The 18,730-nt window shown below is 44.7% G+C and carries 10 protein-coding genes and 1 pseudogene; 6 read left to right on the forward strand and 5 right to left on the reverse strand.

The window, feature by feature from the left end; all coding sequences use genetic code 11:
* Positions 1–47 precede the first annotated feature (47 nt).
* From A9237_RS16475 to A9237_RS16485, 3 genes are all read left to right on the forward strand, one after another.
* On the forward strand, positions 48–530 hold the full coding sequence (locus A9237_RS16475; RefSeq protein ID WP_045416568.1) for a GNAT family N-acetyltransferase: 483 nt from the start codon (positions 48–50) through the stop codon (positions 528–530).
* A 200-nt stretch (positions 531–730) separates the two neighbouring features.
* Positions 731–2,284 (forward strand): trypsin-like serine protease, encoded by a 1,554-nt coding sequence (locus A9237_RS16480; RefSeq protein ID WP_078608682.1) that lies wholly within the window; start codon positions 731–733, stop codon positions 2,282–2,284.
* Positions 2,285–2,591: 307 nt separating this feature from the next.
* Positions 2,592–4,031, forward strand: coding sequence for a bifunctional NUDIX hydrolase/phosphatase PAP2 family protein (locus tag A9237_RS16485; protein ID WP_045494885.1), 1,440 nt, complete (start codon positions 2,592–2,594; stop codon positions 4,029–4,031).
* A gap of 73 nt (positions 4,032–4,104) precedes the next feature.
* On the opposite strand, the gene A9237_RS16490 is transcribed toward A9237_RS16485, so the two are convergent.
* Positions 4,105–4,914: a Cof-type HAD-IIB family hydrolase gene (locus A9237_RS16490; RefSeq protein ID WP_078608683.1), complete on the reverse strand. Its 810-nt coding sequence runs from the start codon at positions 4,912–4,914 to the stop codon at positions 4,105–4,107.
* A 165-nt stretch (positions 4,915–5,079) separates the two neighbouring features.
* On the opposite strand from A9237_RS16490, the gene queE reads away from it, so the two are divergent.
* Both queE and queC read left to right on the forward strand, forming a co-directional pair.
* The gene (gene queE / locus A9237_RS16495; protein WP_078608684.1) at positions 5,080–5,730 is read left to right on the forward strand and encodes a 7-carboxy-7-deazaguanine synthase QueE; all 651 of its coding nucleotides are present in this window, start codon (positions 5,080–5,082) and stop codon (positions 5,728–5,730) included.
* Between the two features lie 14 nt (positions 5,731–5,744).
* Positions 5,745–6,443 carry a 7-cyano-7-deazaguanine synthase QueC gene (gene queC / locus A9237_RS16500; protein ID WP_020197556.1) on the forward strand — a complete coding sequence of 233 codons (699 nt, stop codon included), beginning with the start codon at positions 5,745–5,747 and terminating at the stop codon, positions 6,441–6,443.
* Here the strand turns inward: queC and A9237_RS16505 are convergent.
* From A9237_RS16505 to A9237_RS16520, 4 genes are all read right to left on the reverse strand, one after another.
* A complete protein-coding gene (locus A9237_RS16505; RefSeq protein WP_078608685.1) occupies positions 6,400–8,367 on the reverse strand; it encodes a tetratricopeptide repeat-containing diguanylate cyclase in 1,968 nt (655 codons plus the stop codon). The genes queC and A9237_RS16505 overlap by 44 nt on opposite strands.
* A 191-nt stretch (positions 8,368–8,558) precedes the next feature.
* On the reverse strand, positions 8,559–8,912 hold the full coding sequence (locus A9237_RS16510; RefSeq protein WP_005443612.1) for a DUF2750 domain-containing protein: 354 nt from the start codon (positions 8,910–8,912) through the stop codon (positions 8,559–8,561).
* A gap of 106 nt (positions 8,913–9,018) precedes the next feature.
* The gene (locus A9237_RS16515) at positions 9,019–9,639 is read right to left on the reverse strand and encodes an OmpA family protein (protein ID WP_078608686.1); all 621 of its coding nucleotides are present in this window, start codon (positions 9,637–9,639) and stop codon (positions 9,019–9,021) included.
* A gap of 3 nt (positions 9,640–9,642) precedes the next feature.
* Positions 9,643–10,953 (reverse strand): TolC family outer membrane protein, encoded by a 1,311-nt coding sequence (locus A9237_RS16520; RefSeq protein WP_078608687.1) that lies wholly within the window; start codon positions 10,951–10,953, stop codon positions 9,643–9,645.
* Between the two features lie 866 nt (positions 10,954–11,819).
* Here A9237_RS16520 and A9237_RS27675 point away from each other — a divergent pair.
* Positions 11,820–17,825 (forward strand): annotated as a pseudogene (locus A9237_RS27675) (beta strand repeat-containing protein); the annotation flags it as partial.
* Between the last annotated feature and the right edge of the window lie 905 nt (positions 17,826–18,730).

Consider the following 18,730-nt stretch of genomic DNA (forward strand, 5'->3'; position numbering starts at 1 on the left):
TGTTTAAACACACACTATATGGATTCCTGTTTTTGGCTTCTTTTCCTATGTCTACTTTTGTAATCAAACCAGCGCTTTTTGACGATCTTGAACAACTTAATGATTTGATGTTCGAGCTGCATGATGAGCACCATATCCAATCCCCAGAGCTGTTTAAAACCGCAGAAGAAATCGAACAAGAAAAGAGCATTGCTCGTTATCTCGATAACCCTGAATGTTTGGTGTATGTCGCTAGAGTAGAGGGTGAGATCATCGGCTTTGTTTCAGGGCACTTTTGCGAGCTTATTTCTACGGTTAGCAAACCCGTGATGATGGGAAGCGTTGATGAGCTCTACGTCTTACCTGAGTATCGTAAACAGGGCACTGCAAAAGCTCTGATTGAAAAGATAGAGGCGACATTCGTTGATTATGGAGTGAAACAGATGTTCGTTGAGGTTTGGGACTTTAATCAGACCGCGATTTCTCTCTATGAGAACCAAGGCTTTGGGCATCATATTCATTGGTTAAGAAAGTCGTTATCTGAACGTTAATTAATGCGTAGCTAAGACGGTAACTTAGTGACTTATGTAATCTGACGATGCAAAAGTTGAGTCTACTAGTCAGCATTTGTTATTAGTCTTGTCGCAATGTGCGGCGATTCATTCTCATCCAAATTGGTGATGTTGTTTTTGTTTGCTTGTTTTGTAAGTGGCACATGAATAGTGCCTCATAAAACAAGAGGAAAATAACATTGAATCTATCAAAAACCTTACTTGCAACGGCGTTATTGCCAATGTTGGCAAGTGCAGATCAAGTCACGCAAACACAAAACAATGAAATTCAGCCGGATATCGTGGGTGGCATCACGGCAAACCCCAATGACTGGAAATTTTATACGCAGATAGTCAGCCGCAATGGTAATCGTTCTTTCTGCGGGGCGAGTTATATTGGGGATGGTTTCGTACTTACTGCTGCTCACTGTGTTGACGGTGACACACCAAATCAAATAGCGGTAAAAATTGGTGGTGTGATTTATAACGGCACTGATGGCGTACGCTCTAACGTTAGCCAGATCTATATTCATCCTTCTTATAATGCTTCAACGCTTTCAAACGACATCGCATTGCTTAAGCTCAGTTCAATTCCCTCTGGTGTAACGAAAGTGGATATTGCAGCAGGCAGTGTCTCACAATATGCAGGTGTCGGTGATTGGTTAACCGTCGCTGGTCTAGGCCGAACTTCGGAGGGGGGCAGCTCACCAACCGCGCTGCAAGAAGTGGATGTTCCTCTGGTCTCTGATGCGACTTGTCGACAAGCTGGCGGCAATTACACCACGGTTGGCTCAGTATCATTCTGTGCGGGTGTACCGCAAGGTGGGATTGATTCTTGTCAGGGAGATAGCGGCGGTCCCATCGTCGTTAAGAACAACGGTCTCGTCACTCAGCTAGGTATCGTTAGTTGGGGTATAGGTTGTGCCCGACCGGGCAAGTACGGTGTGTACAGTGACATTGCAGCGTTGCGTAGTTTTGTTGATGGTGTAATAGGTACGACAACGCCTCCGACAGATAATGTTTCTGTTGGTTACACGGCAAATCAGACTTTGAGTTCTTTTAAAGTGGGCGAGCTGAAGCAACACAGTTTCAGTATTCAAAATATCGGTAATGTTGCGTTTACTGTCGAAAGTGTGGGACTGCAAAGCTCTGGGGTCACGAAATCTGCGATGATCACCAGAGACCAATGTGCACAATCGACACTCAATGCAGGCGGCTCGTGTCGTGTCGATGTAGAATTTGGCGCTTCTCAAGCAGGTGAGGCGAGCGTCGCTTTGGCTTTTGGTATCGATAAAACGAGTACTACATACCAAGCAGTGGCAACAGCTTCCGCGACTAGTGCAACGACACCGCCATCAGGTAGTTGTGAAAATGAATGGCAAGCGAGTGGCGTATACAACACGGGTGAAACCGTTACTTGGGCAGATCAATCATGGCAAGCACAATGGTGGACTCAAGGCGATAACCCATCAGAATCTGGTCCATGGGGAGTATGGCAGTCAATTGGCAGCTCAGATTGTTCTGGGACTAATCCTCCTGTAGAGCCACCAACAGAGCCTACGCCACCAACGCCGCCATCTTCAGGTGATGCTTACCAAGCGGGTACGAATTACTCTGCAGGGGATGTGGTGACGAATTACGGTGCAAGTTACCAATGTAAGGCTTGGCCAAACAGTTTGTGGTGTGGCTCAACTCCAAGTGCATATGAGCCGGGTGTGGGCTCGGCTTGGACAGATGCATGGTTAAAGCTGTAAAAGCATAAGTGAACCATAAAGAGAGTTTATTTGTTGTCGACAATAAGCTCTCTTTCTTGTTTCAATTCTGAGAAGGCGTAAAATCCACGTAAATTCCTCTGACGTTAACTTAATATAACTGGCAAAATCGCAGCCAATATTTCGAGTTATGTCTGATTTTTGTCAGAACTATTTTGAAGAGTGTCGCAAAGCGTTTTTTGACATGTGTGCTAAATGTACAACTGGTTACTTAATTTATGTCGAAAAATATTGGTAATCCTGCCATCATAGCTGAGTGATTCTTCTTTTTTGTTAAAGGTCGTATTTTGTGCTGAGACAGCTGTTTTTTCTCATCCTGTATTCCATTTCTTTGTTTGTATCTCCTACATCTGCCGCGAATCCTCTTCCTGAAGACGTAAAAGGGGCGCTTTGTATTGTCCGCGCAGATGACAAACTGGTTTTAATCCATGAAATATTAACCAATAAGATTTCTCTTCCTGGTGGCACTGTTATTGAAGGTGAGTCACCAAAACTCGCGGCTCAACGAGAAACTTGGGAAGAAACTGGCTTAGTTGTCACTGTCGGCGAGGAGCTAGGTAGAACGGATACAGCCGTATTCTATGATTGTGTCTCTGATTCAGAAGTGATTGCGTTTTCGATGACCAACACATTAGATGGGAACGAGCTTCCAATTTGGTTTGCGCCACATTATGGCGTAGAAGTCGCCTCTGCAATGATTGCAAACCCGAGCAACATGTCTGCTTCTCTTTACCGTTATCCTGCGCAGTGGAAAGAGGTGGCTGAATTTTATTCGCGAGCGACAAATCAATCAGTCGTCTATGTTGACCAATTGATAGACTCCGCACCGGGTTTTCGTCAACTTGAGCTTTCTTGGATGGTCGATTTACAAAGCTGGATCGCGTCATTTTCGTCAGCAAGCCGTGAAACAACCTGTGAAGTTGCGAAATTGGTAACGAGCATCAGTAATCCAACGTTTCTTTTGTTCTTGTTCCCGTTTGTCATGATGAAGTTTGATAGCCGTTTCGTTTACCGTCTATTTTTCTCTATCACTGCGACTTCTCTAATGGTATTGGTTGCGCAACAGGGGTTCTCGCTACCAAGGCCGCACGTTTATATGCCGATCACAGAGTTAACGCATAGCTTTGGCTTTAGTTTCCCAAGCTTGCCGATCGCGATTTGGTTCTGTGTGATGACCTTCTTATTCCAAAGAACGAAGAGTTTTGGATTAAATCGAGTCACTTTGTTGACGGGCTTGGTCACTTTAACTGTAATGTTCTGCAAGTTCTTCTTAGGGACTGCGTTTATTCTGGATATGTCTGTTGGTGCGTTGCTGGGTGTTCTTGTGGCATGGCATGTTTTACGTTTGGAAGATAATCCAGAAATAGACGTCGATAGACTGCTCACCTCGAAAGGGGTTTGGTTCACCATGACAGCAATTACTGCGGTGATCTCTGTTATCTGGCCATTGCCTGTGTTCACCAGTTGGTTAGCGATTTTAATTACAGCGTCTGCACTGGTTATGACATTTAAAGAGTCGGATATTCGATTTGAGCGCCAGCAGATGTTGTTCGTTATTTTGGCCTTGTTGTTGGTTGATCAACTCTATCTCTACTTGGGAACAACGGTTTCGTTCAGTGGGTTCTGGTCTCTGGTCTTTAATACGTTCCATTACCCGTTGCTAATGCTGACTTTTATTACGTTAGCTAGAAAGCTGACGTGTGGAAAGCGTGCGAAACAGGGCGCTTAGCTAGAAAATGGATAACAAAAAGCCTCGCTCAAATGCGAGGCTTTTTTACATCAATTCAGTTCGACTCAGAGGATTACGCGTTAAGCACAAACTTCTCGATCGATTTTGCTACACCGTGCTCGTCGTTGCTTACCGTGGTGTAGTCTGCGATTTGTTTGGTTTCTTCCATTGCGTTCGCCATTGCGATACCAAGACCTGCGTATTCAAGCATGTGGTGGTCGTTCTCGGCATCACCCATACAAATCACTTCTTCAGCTTTGATGCCTAAGTATTCTGCGATTGCCGAAACACCGACGCCTTTGTTGCTTGAAGGATTCAAAAACTCTAAGAAGAAAGGCGCACTTTGCACAACTGTAAACTCTTGTTTTAGCTCTGCTGGTAGGGCTGAGATAACTTCAGTTAGTTTACTTGGCTCTGCAACCATCATTGCTTTAATGATCGCGTGATCATCTTCTAGCGCATCAAAGTTCATCTCAGTGACTGCTACGCCATTGATTTTTGCTTCGATGTCAGTGTAAGGGTTGTTTTCTTCTGTGATCAGACCATGCTCTTGGCTGAACGCGTGAACATAAGCACCAAGCTCGCGTGCTTTACGTGCAATTTTCTTCGCAGCTTTGCCATCAATGATCTGCTGATGGATGATTTCATTGGTGCCAATGTTTTTCACCATAGAGCCGTTGTAGTACAAAACAAAGTCTTTGTCAGAGTTGATGTTTAACTCGTCCAGTTTGTCTTGCATTCCCTCAAGAGGGCGGCCAGAAGCAAGGACAACGGTAACACCCGCTTCACGTGCTTTTGCAATGGCTTGCTTGTTCTCTTCAGAAATTACTTTGTCGCTGTTTAGCAACGTGCCGTCCATGTCTAGGGCGATCAGCTTGTACATCTTTACTTACCTTAAAAAATGGGGAACCTGCGTATGAAACTACAAAACAACCTATTTTAACAATTTATTTTTGGTTTAAATTGACCTGAGTGCGCCTCTCCATTAAGGTCTTCGCCTCGAAGTATCATGAGTTGAGTGAGTTCTACGTTGTATAAGCTAAATGAGATGTTTGAAACCATCCAAGGGGAAGGGGTTTTCACTGGTGTGCCGGCGGTTTTTGTGCGTTTGCAAGTATGTCCGGTTGGGTGTTCTTGGTGCGATACGAAACAGACTTGGTACGCAGAAGAAGAAGACCAGCGCCAGATCGGTGACATCTTGGTGAAAACAGAAGATTCTCCAACATGGTGTTTCGCATCGGCAGAAGACATCGTAGCTGAATACAAAAAGCAGGGCTTCAATGCGAAGCATATTGTGATCACTGGTGGCGAACCATGCATTTATGATTTACGTGCGTTGACGGCTGCATTTGAAGAAATGGGTTGCCAATGCCAAATCGAGACCAGTGGTACTTCAGAAGTAGTGACTTCAGAAAGTACATGGGTGACAGTGTCACCTAAGATCGCAATGAAAGGGAAGCTACCAGTGCTCAAAAGTGCATTAGAACGCGCAAATGAGATCAAACATCCAGTGGGCACCCAAAAAGACATCGATCAGCTTGATGCGTTGTTGGCCTCAGCAGACATCGCTGAGAAGACAGTAATCGCACTTCAGCCTATCAGTCAGAAGCCTCGCGCTACACAACTGTGTATTGATACCTGTGTTGCTCGCAACTGGCGTTTGTCGGTTCAAACTCATAAATACCTAAGTATTGCTTAAGCTCGGAGAGAAAGATGAAAAAAGCAGTCGTTGTTTTCAGTGGTGGACAGGACTCTACAACATGTCTGGTTCAAGCTTTAAAAGAGTTTGACGAAGTACATGCCATCACATTCGATTACGGTCAGCGTCATAAGCTGGAGATTGAAGTGGCTGAGAAAGTTGCAAAAGATCTTGGCGTCGCTGCACACAAAGTGATGGATGTTGGCTTACTGAATGAACTGGCCATTAGCTCTCTGACGCGTGACGACATTCCAGTTTCTCATGAACTTCAAGAAAATGGTTTGCCGAACTCATTCGTTCCAGGTCGCAACATTTTGTTCCTAACGCTTGCTGGCATCTACGCTTACCAAATTGGCGCAGAAACCGTTATTACTGGTGTTTGTGAAACAGACTTTAGTGGCTATCCTGATTGCCGTGATGATTTTGTAAAAGCGATGAACAGTGCCTTGGTTAAGGGTATGGATCGTCAGTTTGAAATCAAAACTCCGCTAATGTGGTTGAACAAAGCAGAAACGTGGGCACTGGCTGATCAATATGATGCGCTGCAACTAGTTCGTGAAAACACGCTAACGTGTTACAACGGCATCATCGGTGATGGTTGTGGTGATTGCCCGTCTTGCGACCTGCGCAAAGCGGGCTTAGATGACTATCTAAACAACAAAGACGCCGTTATGCAGTCGTTGATTCAAAAGCAGAAGACGGAAGATCAATAGGCTCGTTATACGCATCAATCACGGCATTATGTCCGTTCTTTTTAGATTGATACAAAGCTTGGTCTAGTATCGAATACAACTCATCGAAGTTACTGAGTGGCTTAGACGTTGAGAGGTAGGCCAAGCTTGCTGTCACATTGAGAGCTTCGTCGTTAGTGCTCTTAATTTGTTTTTCAGAGATAGTTTTGTGTAAGCTCTGGATACGAAATGGCACATCAATCTCATCCACGTTCTTCAACAGCAAGATAAACTCTTCGCCTCCCAAACGACCAAGGTATTCGCCTTTGTTCAATTTAACTTGAATCGCTTTACACACGTGCTTTAACACCAAGTCGCCAGTCGGGTGTCCGTGCTTGTCATTGAGCAGTTTAAAGTTATCCAAGTCGATCAGGGCTAATACATAACGCATGTCTTCTGGAGCACTGACTGTTTGATTTCTGATTTTTTCAATGATTGCGCTTCGGTTTAACGAACCAGTAAGCCTATCTAAGCGTGATTTGATCTTGGTATTGCGTAATAAGAACAGCACGACTAGCAAAACAGTAAGCAGACAGAAAATCACAAAGTTATAAGCTCGTTGCTGTTCACCTAACTTCTCAAGTTCTAAGAGCTTAAGGTTTCGCTCATTGTCTATTTTGACCAGTTGAAGTTCATATTCGTACTCGCTTTTTGTTAGATCCAACGCCTCAATTGCTTTTACGTTGTTGGCATCACGGTTAGCAAGTTCGAGCTTTGCGTATTTTTGATAGTGTGAGAGGGCGTTAGAAAAATCATTCTGCTTTTGATAAATCTGCGACAACAACAGCTGAGCTTTGGCTTGTAGTGCGGATGTGGAATTTTTATTGGCGAGTTCTAACGCCGCTTGCGCGTGTTCCAGAGCCTCACGCAGAGAATCGTGCTTCAAATAAGCAAAGCCCGCGGTAAGATGGCTTTCAGTTTGCAAACGCTTATTTTCGTATTGCTCACCTAATGCAAGCGCACTTTTAATGTAAGGTACTGCACTTTTCAAATCGCCAGAATCAACATAAGCGGAACCAAGTCCAAGATAAGTTAACCCTTGACCGTAGGGATAGTTAAGATCCTCAAGAAGCGTCAATGCATTCTTGTAGTGGCTGACTGCTTTTTCATAATCCATAGACTTGCTATACATCGCCGCCAAGCTATGTTCGACCTGTGCGACTTCTAGCGGTGTTGATTCAAGTTGGCGTGCCAACAAGGCCTGTATTAAGTACTGTTCGGATTGCTCGAACTGACCTAACTCGCTCAGTAAGTTACCAACGTCATTGTAGACACCAGTTGGGTCACTCTGAGTCGGCATTTCTGTCAGCAATCGACGGTACAAATTCAGTGCAATTTCATACTCACCGCGAAAGTCAAAGTTGTTCGCGATAACACGTAAAGCAAGATCCGAAGGGATATTTTGTTGATGATCGCCCGATAAATGATTGTTTAATGATGAACAAAAGAAGCTTGCTTTGTGGTACTGGCCCTGTTGATTCAACGTGTAACAAAGCTGATAGTTCATCAATGCTTTAGTTTCTTCATCACTTCGCTGTTTTGCACTTTGTAGTAAGGAAGTAAAAACGTTTACTGACGTATCGTAGTTGCCATTTTTTCGTTCTGTCAGTGCAAGAATGTATTTGGACTCGAGCTTGGCAAAGCGGTTTTCTAATATTTGACTGCTTCCATAATACGGTTGATCAATATTCGACATGTATTCGTAAATCAAGCCGCTAACGTACAACTTTTCGCTATTAGAATCGGCGCTATGATAACGATCTTGCAGCATGCTGAGCGCAGACTTAGCGTTTGTTTTCATTGTAGCTTGATAGACAGCATGCCATTGGGTGATATTTTGAGTGTCACTTGCGTTTGCCTGACCGCCGATTAGGAGTGACGCAAGCAAAGAAAGCAGGGTACGCATAGTGATGTAACCTTATGTTATTTTTATATTGTTTGCTCAGAATGATATACCAATTAGGTACAGTTCATTGTGACAAAAGCCGAAGGGTATAGATAATGGAATGAAGAAAATTATGCGCTCGGTCGAGCTTTACATCGAAAAGGTAAGTAACAATAAAGCAGACCCCAGCACGATGCTGAGGTCTTTAGGAATTAGCCTACGTACAGTTTAGCTAGATCTTGAGGTTCAACCTCTTTACCTTCTAGCTGAGCGTTCCAGTTTGTACCAACAAGCACGCCATCTTCTGCAAGAGTTAGAAGCCAATCTTCAACAAAGATATCTAGAGGGATTTCTAGTACTTCGAAATCTGCCCATTCTTCAACGTTGTGTGTTTGTGCATCTTCCTTAGTAGACCAGAAAGGCATAACCTCGCTGTTTTCGAATTCAGTTGATTCACAAGATAGCCAACCTTCTTCATTGCGTAGACCCCAAACCAACTGGTTTTCTTTGGTTTCAGCAACGAAAAGGTCAAGGTTTGCTTGGATATCTGATGTAAGTTTGCTCATTTCAAAACTCTCATTGTTATGACGCGAGTAGATTACCACTAAAGTGCCGATTCCTAAAGCATAATACGGTTTAGCAAGGTTGAAAAAGAAAAGGAGCCGAAGCTCCTTAAATTGTATTTTCAGGAAGAGTAGTAAATATTGTCCACTCTTTCTTTATTTCACCTTTGTAACCCACAACGGAAGCGGTGACTCTGCGGTTGAGCGCATGGCTGACTTCATCGGTGCCTTGTTGGGCTAGATGAGTATCGCCATAACCTACGATTCGAACGCGATTTGCCGCGATACCGTAACCTAAAAGTGCAGAGCGAACGTTGTTCGCACGACGTTTAGAAAGGTCTAAGTTATGGGTTGAGCCACCAACCTTACTTGCATAACCGTGCAGCTCAATAGATGTGGAAGGGTATTCGTTCAAAAACTCAGACAGCTGACGAATTTGACGGTGGAACACTGGGTTAATTTCATCAGAATCATTGGCGAATAACACGCGAACTTGCATTTGTTCTGACGATTTAATGTACTCACCGCAGCCGTCGTTATCGATCTCTGATGTCAGCGGCGTTCCCGGGCATAAATCTCTGGCGTTAATTACACCGTCGTCATCATCATCTTGAAGATCTGCTATTTGCTGTGCATTCGGAGTGACCATGTAGTCGTATTCATCTTCTGCGAACGCTTGGTTCACAGACAAAATCAATCCAAGTGAGAATAGAATCTTTACTGCTTGCATGTCTTAGTACTCCACCTTCTGATTCCATTCTGTAGGAACGTCTACGCGTAGGGCATTCAATAGTTGTCCTGTTGCGTTCATCACACGATATTTTGCGTATTGCTCAGCGTATTTCGCATCTAAGTAATCTTTGCGCGCTTCGAACAGTTCATTCTCTGTGTTCAACAGATCAAGTAGGGTACGTTTACCAATTCGATACTGTTTCTCATAAGCGATAACGGTTTCAGATGCTGAATCTACGTGATCAGACAAAAACTGCTTTTGTTGCTGGGTCAGGTCCAATGCGCTCCATGACAAACGCAGGCCTTCTTCAACATTTCGGTATGCGCGTTCACGTAAATCTTTAGCTTTGTTCAATTGGTAAGCAAAACTCTCGGCATTTGCTGCGTCACTGCCACCGTTATACAAGTTGTAACGCATTCGAAGCATTGCAGTCGTTTCGTCACTATTTCCTTCGATACCAGCGGCATCATCACGCCATGTCTGTGCTGCTTCTACCGAGATCGTTGGGTAATAATTACCTTTTGACTGCTTGTATTGAAACTTCGCTGAATCAACGTCTGCTTTAGAAATTTTGATCACTGGGTGAGAGTCAAATGCCAAGTCAACGGCGTCATCCACTGTGTATGGAATGAAGTTTTGATCAGCTCGAGGGAAGATTAGTCCTTGTGGAGCTTGCCCTACTAATCGAGTAAAGATGGTATGACTATCAAACAAATTGTTTTGTGCCGCGACCAAATTACCGTGAGCTTTTGCTAGGCGAGCTTCTACTTGGGTTAAGTCTGCGGTTGAGCCAATTCCTGAATCTACGCGTTTTTTGATGTCTTGATAGATCTTTTTGTGAACTTTCAGGTTGTTTTCTGAAAGCGTTAATACTTCATAGGCTTTCACTGCATCTAGATACACTTTGGTCACTTCAAGTGCTGTATCTTGAGCATCTGCAAGCAGTTGATAACGAACAGACTCAGCGTCAGCTGCCGTTCTATCAATGTCGTTTAGCGTTGCAGAACCATCCCAAATAAGTTGGGTTAGGGTAACCGTTGCTTCTTTGCGAGTTAAGTCTGTTGAGTCTCTGCCACCTTCGGCAGGGTTAATACCTTCATAACCGATACCTGCATCCAGATCGACTGAAGGGAGGTAAGCACCACTCGAGGCTTCATTCACATACTGCTTACTTACGAATTCATTAAACGCGCTTTTTATGTCTGGATTGGTGATAAGCGTGTTTTCTACTGCTTGCTCTAGTGTTTGCCCGAAAACAGGGCTAACGGTAAGCACACCAAGACATAGGGCGTTGGCACGAGTCCACTTCACTTTAATTCTCCTAGATTTAGTCAAGTCTGAAGGCGAGAAATTATTCTTATAAATTAGGGATAACTCTATAGGCGTCAATAATCTAACGCACAAAGCTATTAACAATCAACTATGGAACTAGTTGCTATACTTAAGTGTGCAGTGTTGAAATTCACTATACCGTATAGGTGTTAATATAATCTTTGAATAAAGATCATATTTTCATGATGTTAGAACTATTTTGGCACTTAAACGTAGTGATCCAGTTCTCATACATTTGTTTGGCACTTCATATGGATAATATGTGACTTAAAAGTTGTTTTTTGGTGTTAAAGCTCTGTTATTGCGTTATATCTTCGGGCAATATATAACGAATTAGTATCATTGGTCAAAATGTTGACAGTATTTAAAGGTCAGGGGTTTATATGGATCGTACATCCTTAGTTTCACTTGGTGGTCAGATCGTAGTAATAGGTTTGGATGGGCAATTAAAGACATTAGCTCAAAACGAACAACCGTTACCGGGTGAACTTATTGTTGCTAGAACTGAAGCTGAACCGGAAAAGCTTCAAGTTCAAGTCGCAAGAGAAGAAGGGGTGCAAGACGTCACTGACGATGTCGCTCAAATTATTGACGCACTTCAAGATGGGCAAGATCCAACGTTGCTCAACGAAGAATTCGCACCAGCTGCAGGCGAGAGTAATGGTTCCAGTTTGCAGGCTAGCGGCACTGTAGAGCGCACGGCAGCAGAACTGCTAGCCGATACTGTGTTTGAAACAACGGGGTTAGCTGCGCTTGGCTTTTCCGAAACTCAAAGCCTAACTCTTGCTGAGCTGTATTTAAACCTTCCTAACACCTCTCCAGCCGTCACGCCAATTGCTCCGGTCGCTGAAGATGACAACATTCAAACAGACGAAGACGTTTCGATTACCATTGATGTCCTAGCCAATGACGATGATGAAGATAGCGACTCTCTTGCAATTGATTCAGCCACAGTACCTGAAGAGCAGGGAACCGTTGCAATCGTTGATGGTGAGTTAGTTTTTACACCTGCTGAAGATTTCAACGGCGAAGCAACCATCACTTATGTTGTTACCGATGGTGAACTAACTGATGAAGCAACGGTTTCGGTTACTGTTAACCCTGTAAATGATGCGCCAGTAGCAAATGATGACAGCACTACGACGGACGAAGATACGCCAGTTACCATTGATGTACTACTCAATGACACCGATGTTGACGGTGACACACTGACCATCGTGAATGCGTCTGTTCCTGCAGATCAAGGCACGGTTGAGATCGTAGACGGTAAGCTTGTTTTTACTCCTGCTGAGGATTTCAACGGTGAAGCAACTATCACTTATGTTGTTACTGATGGTGAACTAACAGATGAAGCAACGGTTTCGGTTACTGTTAACCCTGTAAATGATGCACCAGTAGCAAATGATGACAGCACTACGACGGACGAAGATACGCCAGTCACCATTGATGTGCTACCAAACGATAGCGATGTTGACGGTGACACGCTGACCATAGTGAATGCGTCTGTTCCTGCAGAGCAAGGTACGGTTGAGATCGTAGACGGTAAGCTTGTTTTTACTCCAGCAGAAAACTTCAACGGCGACGCAACCATTAGCTACACAGTTTCTGATGGTGCATTAGAAGATGAAGCAGAAGTTTCGGTAACAGTTAATCCACTTAATGATGCTCCGACAACCGAAAATGCTATCCCATCCCAAGTTCTACAAGAAGATTTTGCTGAATACACGATTAACTTGAATGACGCATTTAGCGATGTAGATCACTTAGACAGTGAACTGATGTTCAGCGTTTCTGGTAACAGCAATATTCAAGTGTCGATTGTCGATGGTATCGCAACTATCACCCCAACAGCAGACTGGAACGGTTCAGAAGAGTTAACGTTTACCGCGACAGATCTAAGTGGGTTAGAGGTGAGCCAAATAGTTGATTTCACAGTCAATGCTGTTGCCGATATCGTCTCAGATAGTGCAGATATCATTGAAGATACGCCAACCATTTTGGATGTGTTAGACAACGATAGTTTCGAAGGCCAATCACCAGTTGTTACAGTTGAATCTGGAGATGGTCCGACGAACGGCAGTGTGGTTGTGAACAACGACGGCACAATTACTTACACGCCAGACCAAGACTACAACGGTGCGGATGAGTTCACTTACACAGTGACCTCTGGCGGCGTCACTGAAACTACAACAGTATCTCTAAACGTAACACCAGTGAACGACAAGCCAGTGGTTGAAAACACTATTGCAGACCAAGTTCTACCAGAGGACTTTACGCCTTATACCATCGATTTAAATGACGCGTTTAGTGACGTTGATAATGCAGATAGCGAACTGACGTTTAGTGTTTCTGGTAACAGCAACATTCAAGTTTCGATTGTTGATGGTATCGCAACTATCACTCCAACAGCAGATTGGAACGGTTCTGAAGAGCTAACGTTTACTGCGACAGATCCAAGCGGTTTGGAAGTGAGCCAAACGGTTGATTTCACAGTCAACGCCGTTGCCGATATTGTCGCTGATAGTGCAGATATCGTTGAAGACACACCAACCATTTTGGATGTATTGGTTAACGACACCTTCGAGGGTCAATCACCAGTGGTATCAGTCGAAGCGGGCAATGGCCCTGCAAATGGCAGTGTGGTTGTTAACGATGATGGCACCATTACTTACACACCAGACCAAGATTACAACGGTGCTGACGAGTTCACTTACACAGTCACCTCTGGCGGTGTCACTGAGACTACGACGGTTACGCTAAACGTCACTCCTGTTAACGATAAGCCAGTGGTGGAAAATACCATTGCTGACCAAGTTCTACCTGAGGACTTTGCTGAATACACGATTAACTTAAATGACGCATTTAGCGATGTTGATAACGCGGACAGCGAACTGACGTTTACCGTTTCTGGCAACAATAACATTCAAGTTTCGATTGTTGATGGTATTGCGACGATCACGCCAACCGCAGACTGGAACGGTTCAGAAGAGCTAACGTTCACTGCTAAAGATCCAAGTGGTTTAGAAGTGAGTCAGACTGTTGATTTCACAGTCAATGCTGTTGCCGATATTGTCGCTGATAGTGCAGATATCGTTGAAGACACACCAACCATTTTGGATGTGTTAGACAATGATAGCTTCGAAGGTCAATCACCAGTTGTTACAGTGGAATCTGGAGATGGTCCAACTAACGGCAGTGTGGTCGTTAACGATGATGGCACGATCACTTACACACCTAACCAAGATTACAACGGTGCTGACGAGTTCACTTACACAGTTACCTCTGGTGGTGTCACTGAGACTACGACGGTTACGCTAAACGTAACTCCAGTCAACGATAAACCAGTGGTAGAAAACACTATTGCTGACCAAGTTCTACCGGAAGACTTTGCTCAATACACCATCAACTTGAATGACGCCTTTAGCGATGTTGACGACGCAGACAGCGAACTGACGTTTAGTGTTTCTGGTAACAGCAACATTCAAGTTTCGATTGTTGATGGTATCGCGACGATTACACCAACCGCAGACTGGAACGGTTCTGAAGAGCTAACGTTCACTGCAAAAGATCCAAGTGGTTTGGAAGTGAGCCAGACTGTTGATTTCACAGTCAACGCTGTTGCCGATATTGTCGCAGATAGTGCAGATATCGTTGAAGATACGCCGACTGTTTTGAATGTGTTGGGTAACGATAGTTTCGAAGGCCAATCACCAGTTGTATCCGTAGAAACGGGCAATGGCCCAGCAAATGGCAGTGTGGTTGTGAACAACGACGGCACAATTACTTACACGCCAGACCAAGACTACAACGGTGCGGATGAGTTCACTTACACAGTGACCTCTGGCGGCGTCACTGAAACCACAACGGTTACACTAAACGTTACTCCTGTAAACGACAAGCCAGTGGTAGAAAACACCATTGCTGACCAAGTTCTACCAGAAGATTTTGCTGAATACACTATCGACTTGAATGACGCATTTAGTGATGTAGATAACATAGATAGCGAATTGACGTTCAGCGTTTCTGGTAACAGCAATATTCAAGTATCGATTGTCGATGGTATCGCAACTATCACCCCAACAGCAGACTGGAACGGTTCAGAAGAGTTAACGTTTACCGCGACAGATCAAAGTGGTTTGGCAGTGAGTCAGGCAGTTGATTTCACAGTCAACGCTGTCGCCGACATTGTCGCTGACAGTGCGGATATCGTTGAAGATACGCCAACCATTTTGGATGTGTTAGACAACGACAGCTTCGAAGGTCAGTCGCCAGTTGTATCCGTAGAAGCGGGCAATGGCCCTGCGAATGGCAGTGTGGTTGTGAACAACGACGGTACGATCACTTACACACCAGACCAAGATTACAATGGTGCTGATGAATTCACTTACACAGTTACGTCTGGCGGTGTAACCGAAACCACAACGGTTACGCTGAACGTTATTCCTGTAAACGACAAGCCAGTGGTCGAGAATACCATTGCTGACCAAGTTCTATCTGAGGACTTTACGCCTTATACCATCGATTTAAATGACGCGTTTAGCGATGTTGACGATGCAGACAGCGAGCTGACGTTTAGTGTTTCTGGTAACAGCAATATCCAAGTATCGATTGTTGATGGTATTGCGACGATCACACCAACTGCAGACTGGAATGGTTCTGAAGAGCTAACGTTTACCGCGACAGACCCAAGTGGTTTGGAAGTGAGCCATACGGTTGATTTCACAGTCAACGCTGTTGCCGATATTGTCGCTGACAGCGCGGATATCGTTGAAGATACACCAACCGTTTTGAACGTGTTGGGCAACGATAGCTTCGAAGGCCAATCACCAGTTGTCACGGTTGAATCTGGAGATGGTCCGACTAACGGTAATGTGGTTGTAAACGATGATGGAACAATTACTTACACGCCAAACCAAGACTACAACGGTGCGGATGAATTCACCTACACAGTCACGTCTGGCGGCGTCACTGAAACCACAACAGTTACGCTGAACGTTACTCCTGTAAACGACAAGCCAGTGGTTGAGAATACCATTGCAGACCAAGTTCTACCGGAAGATTTTGCTGAATACACCATTAACTTGAATGACGCATTCAGTGATGTTGATAACTCAGATGGCGAGCTAACGTTTACCGTTTCTGGTAACAGCAATATTCAAGTTTCGATTGCTGATGGTATTGCAACTATCACCCCAACAGCAGATTGGAACGGTTCGGAGGAGTTGACGTTTACCGCGACAGATCCAAGCGGGTTAGAGGTCAGCCAAACAGTTGATTTCACAGTCAATGCCGTAGCCGATATTGTTTCGGATAGTGCGAATATTGTTGAAGACACACCAACAATTTTGGATGTGTTAGACAACGATAGTTTCGAAGGTCAATCGCCAGTTGTATCCGTAGAAGCGGGCAATGGCCCAACCAATGGCAGTGTGGTTGTGAACAACGACGGCACCATTACTTACACGCCTAATCAAGATTACAACGGTGCTGACGAATTCACTTACACAGTCACGTCTGGTGGTGTAACTGAAACCACAACAGTATCTCTGAACGTTACACCAGTTAACGACAAGCCACTTAACGAAGACTTTGACCATAGCGCTGACGAACTTATTACTAACGTAATTTTTGATACTGATGATAAGCCTTTGGACCAAGGCTCAGAAAGCGATCATATTTCTGACGTTGAGGATGACTTAAATGGTGATGATCTTCAGATCCGGATAACAGAGCTACCTACATCTGGCACCTTGTATTTCAAAGATGAAAATGGCGATCTTCAAGAAATTACATCGGCCGATGGCTCGTTGTACAACAAAGACAGCATCTACTACGAAGCGGATAATGTTGGGTTCTTGCTTGGTATCAAAGACAGACCTAATTCTCCAAATGGAGAAGAGTCAACGACGGATTTCTACAACTGGGGTTTAAGTGCAGACGGTGGTGAGTCACACAGTCGAACCGAATATCTAGTAAATGGAGCGTCTATTGATATCTCCTCTGATAGTGGTGTGCTAGCTCAATACAACCGAGAAGTCTCACATATTGGTCATGGTATTGCTGACAACGATGGGCAAGGCATTCAGCGTGGCGAAACCATCAGCATTGATTTGTCTGAGAACCCTGTTGGCAGCGTGAATCTTGGTCTGGATGGTCTAGGAGGCTTGTTTGAGCACGGCGACAACAATGCTGCTCTTATCACGGTGACATACCTTGATGCTAACGGCACAGAGCAAACTCAAGTTATTGAGTTCTTGAAGCCAGAAGGCAACAACATGCTATTCCAGGAGACCAGTATTGGCTTCGGTAAGGATTACCCTCTACCTGAAGGGGCGGTAATTACTCAATTAGACTTCTCGACCAAAACATCTGGGAATTGGGAGTTGCGTTATGTAGAGGGCTTCCCGCCTGAAGATAGTTTTGACTACGTTGTAGTTGATTCTGGTAACGCTGAAAGTGACCCTGCAACGGTTACTATTGCTAATCAGGTTCTAGACGGTAATGTGTCGGAAAACGGTCCGGATCTATCTTTAATAGGTAACACTGTTACAGAAGGAGAAGACGTTACGTTTTCTGTAGTACTGGATGAGGCGACAGAAACGGCAGTTAAGTATCCAATAAATACATTGGCCCCTGGCTCATCGGCAGATGACTCAGACGTCAACCTACCTAATGCGACCTACACGAACGGTGTTGTATTTGCAGGGGGCTACCTGATTGTTCCTGCAGGTGTTAGTAGCTTCGAAATCATTGTGCCGACGATTGATGATTCAAAAACTGAAAACCTTGAGAGCATCGTTGTCGAAGTTGGGAATGCGAGTGGTATTGGTTATATCCAAGATGATCAAATAAACAATGTGGACGAAGACGCAACTGCAGCACTGACCGTCAGTGCTGCAGGCGATGTCACCGAAGGTGATGACAGTTACCTTGAGTACACGATCAGCCTCAGTGAGCCTGTGAGTGAAGATGTTGTACTTAACCTATCGACCGATGGTACAGCGACTTCTGATGTTGACTACGATGCCACGTACCTTGTTGCTGATGGTAATGGTGGTTACCGTGAAATCACGGCTGATGAATTGAAGATCGCCGCAGGAGAAACGGAGCTCAAAGTTTACCTTCAGGTGAAAGACGATGCTGTTACTGAGAGTGCTGAAAGTGTTGAACTGACTACATCGACGACCAGCGGTAAAGTTACTGGCATTAAGACTGACAGCGCGACAGCGAACATCCTTGATGACCAAGCAAACGGTGTTGACGAAGATGCAACCGCAGAGCTGACCGTGAGTGCGGGCGGCGATGTCATAGAAGGTGATGACAGTTACCTTGAGTACACGATCAGCCTCAGTGCGCCAGTGAGTGAAGATGTCGTACTGAACCTATCCACCGGTGGTACAGCGACCTCTGATGTTGACTACGATGCTACATACCTTGTTGCTGATGGCAATGGTGGCTACCGTGAAATCACGGCTGATGAATTGAAGATCGCCGCAGGGGAAACGGAGCTCAAAGTTTACCTTCAAGTAAAAGACGATGCTGTCACTGAGAGCGCTGAAAGTGTTGAGCTGACCGCATCGACGAGCAGCGGTAAAGTCACTGGCACCAAGACTGACAGTGCGACAGCGAATATCCTTGATGACCAAGCGAATAGTGTTGACGAAGACGCAACTGCAGCACTGACTGTCAGTGCGGGCGGCGATATCACCGAAAGTGATGACAGTTACCTTGAATACACGATCAGCCTCAGTGAGCC

The sequence above is a fragment of the Vibrio owensii genome, assembly GCF_002021755.1.
In the GTDB taxonomy this organism is placed as follows: domain Bacteria; phylum Pseudomonadota; class Gammaproteobacteria; order Enterobacterales; family Vibrionaceae; genus Vibrio; species Vibrio owensii.

Coding starts and splice junctions, on each gene's coding strand:
- A9237_RS16475 (WP_045416568.1), top strand. CDS start 48: ATGTCTACTTTTGTAATCAAACCAGCGCTTTTTGACGATCTTGAACAA.
- A9237_RS16490 (WP_078608683.1), bottom strand. CDS start 4,914: ATGTACAAGCTGATCGCCCTAGACATGGACGGCACGTTGCTAAACAGC.
- queE (WP_078608684.1), top strand. CDS start 5,080: ATGTTTGAAACCATCCAAGGGGAAGGGGTTTTCACTGGTGTGCCGGCG.
- queC (WP_020197556.1), top strand. CDS start 5,745: ATGAAAAAAGCAGTCGTTGTTTTCAGTGGTGGACAGGACTCTACAACA.
- A9237_RS16505 (WP_078608685.1), bottom strand. CDS start 8,367: ATGCGTACCCTGCTTTCTTTGCTTGCGTCACTCCTAATCGGCGGTCAG.
- A9237_RS16510 (WP_005443612.1), bottom strand. CDS start 8,912: ATGAGCAAACTTACATCAGATATCCAAGCAAACCTTGACCTTTTCGTT.
- A9237_RS16515 (WP_078608686.1), bottom strand. CDS start 9,639: ATGCAAGCAGTAAAGATTCTATTCTCACTTGGATTGATTTTGTCTGTG.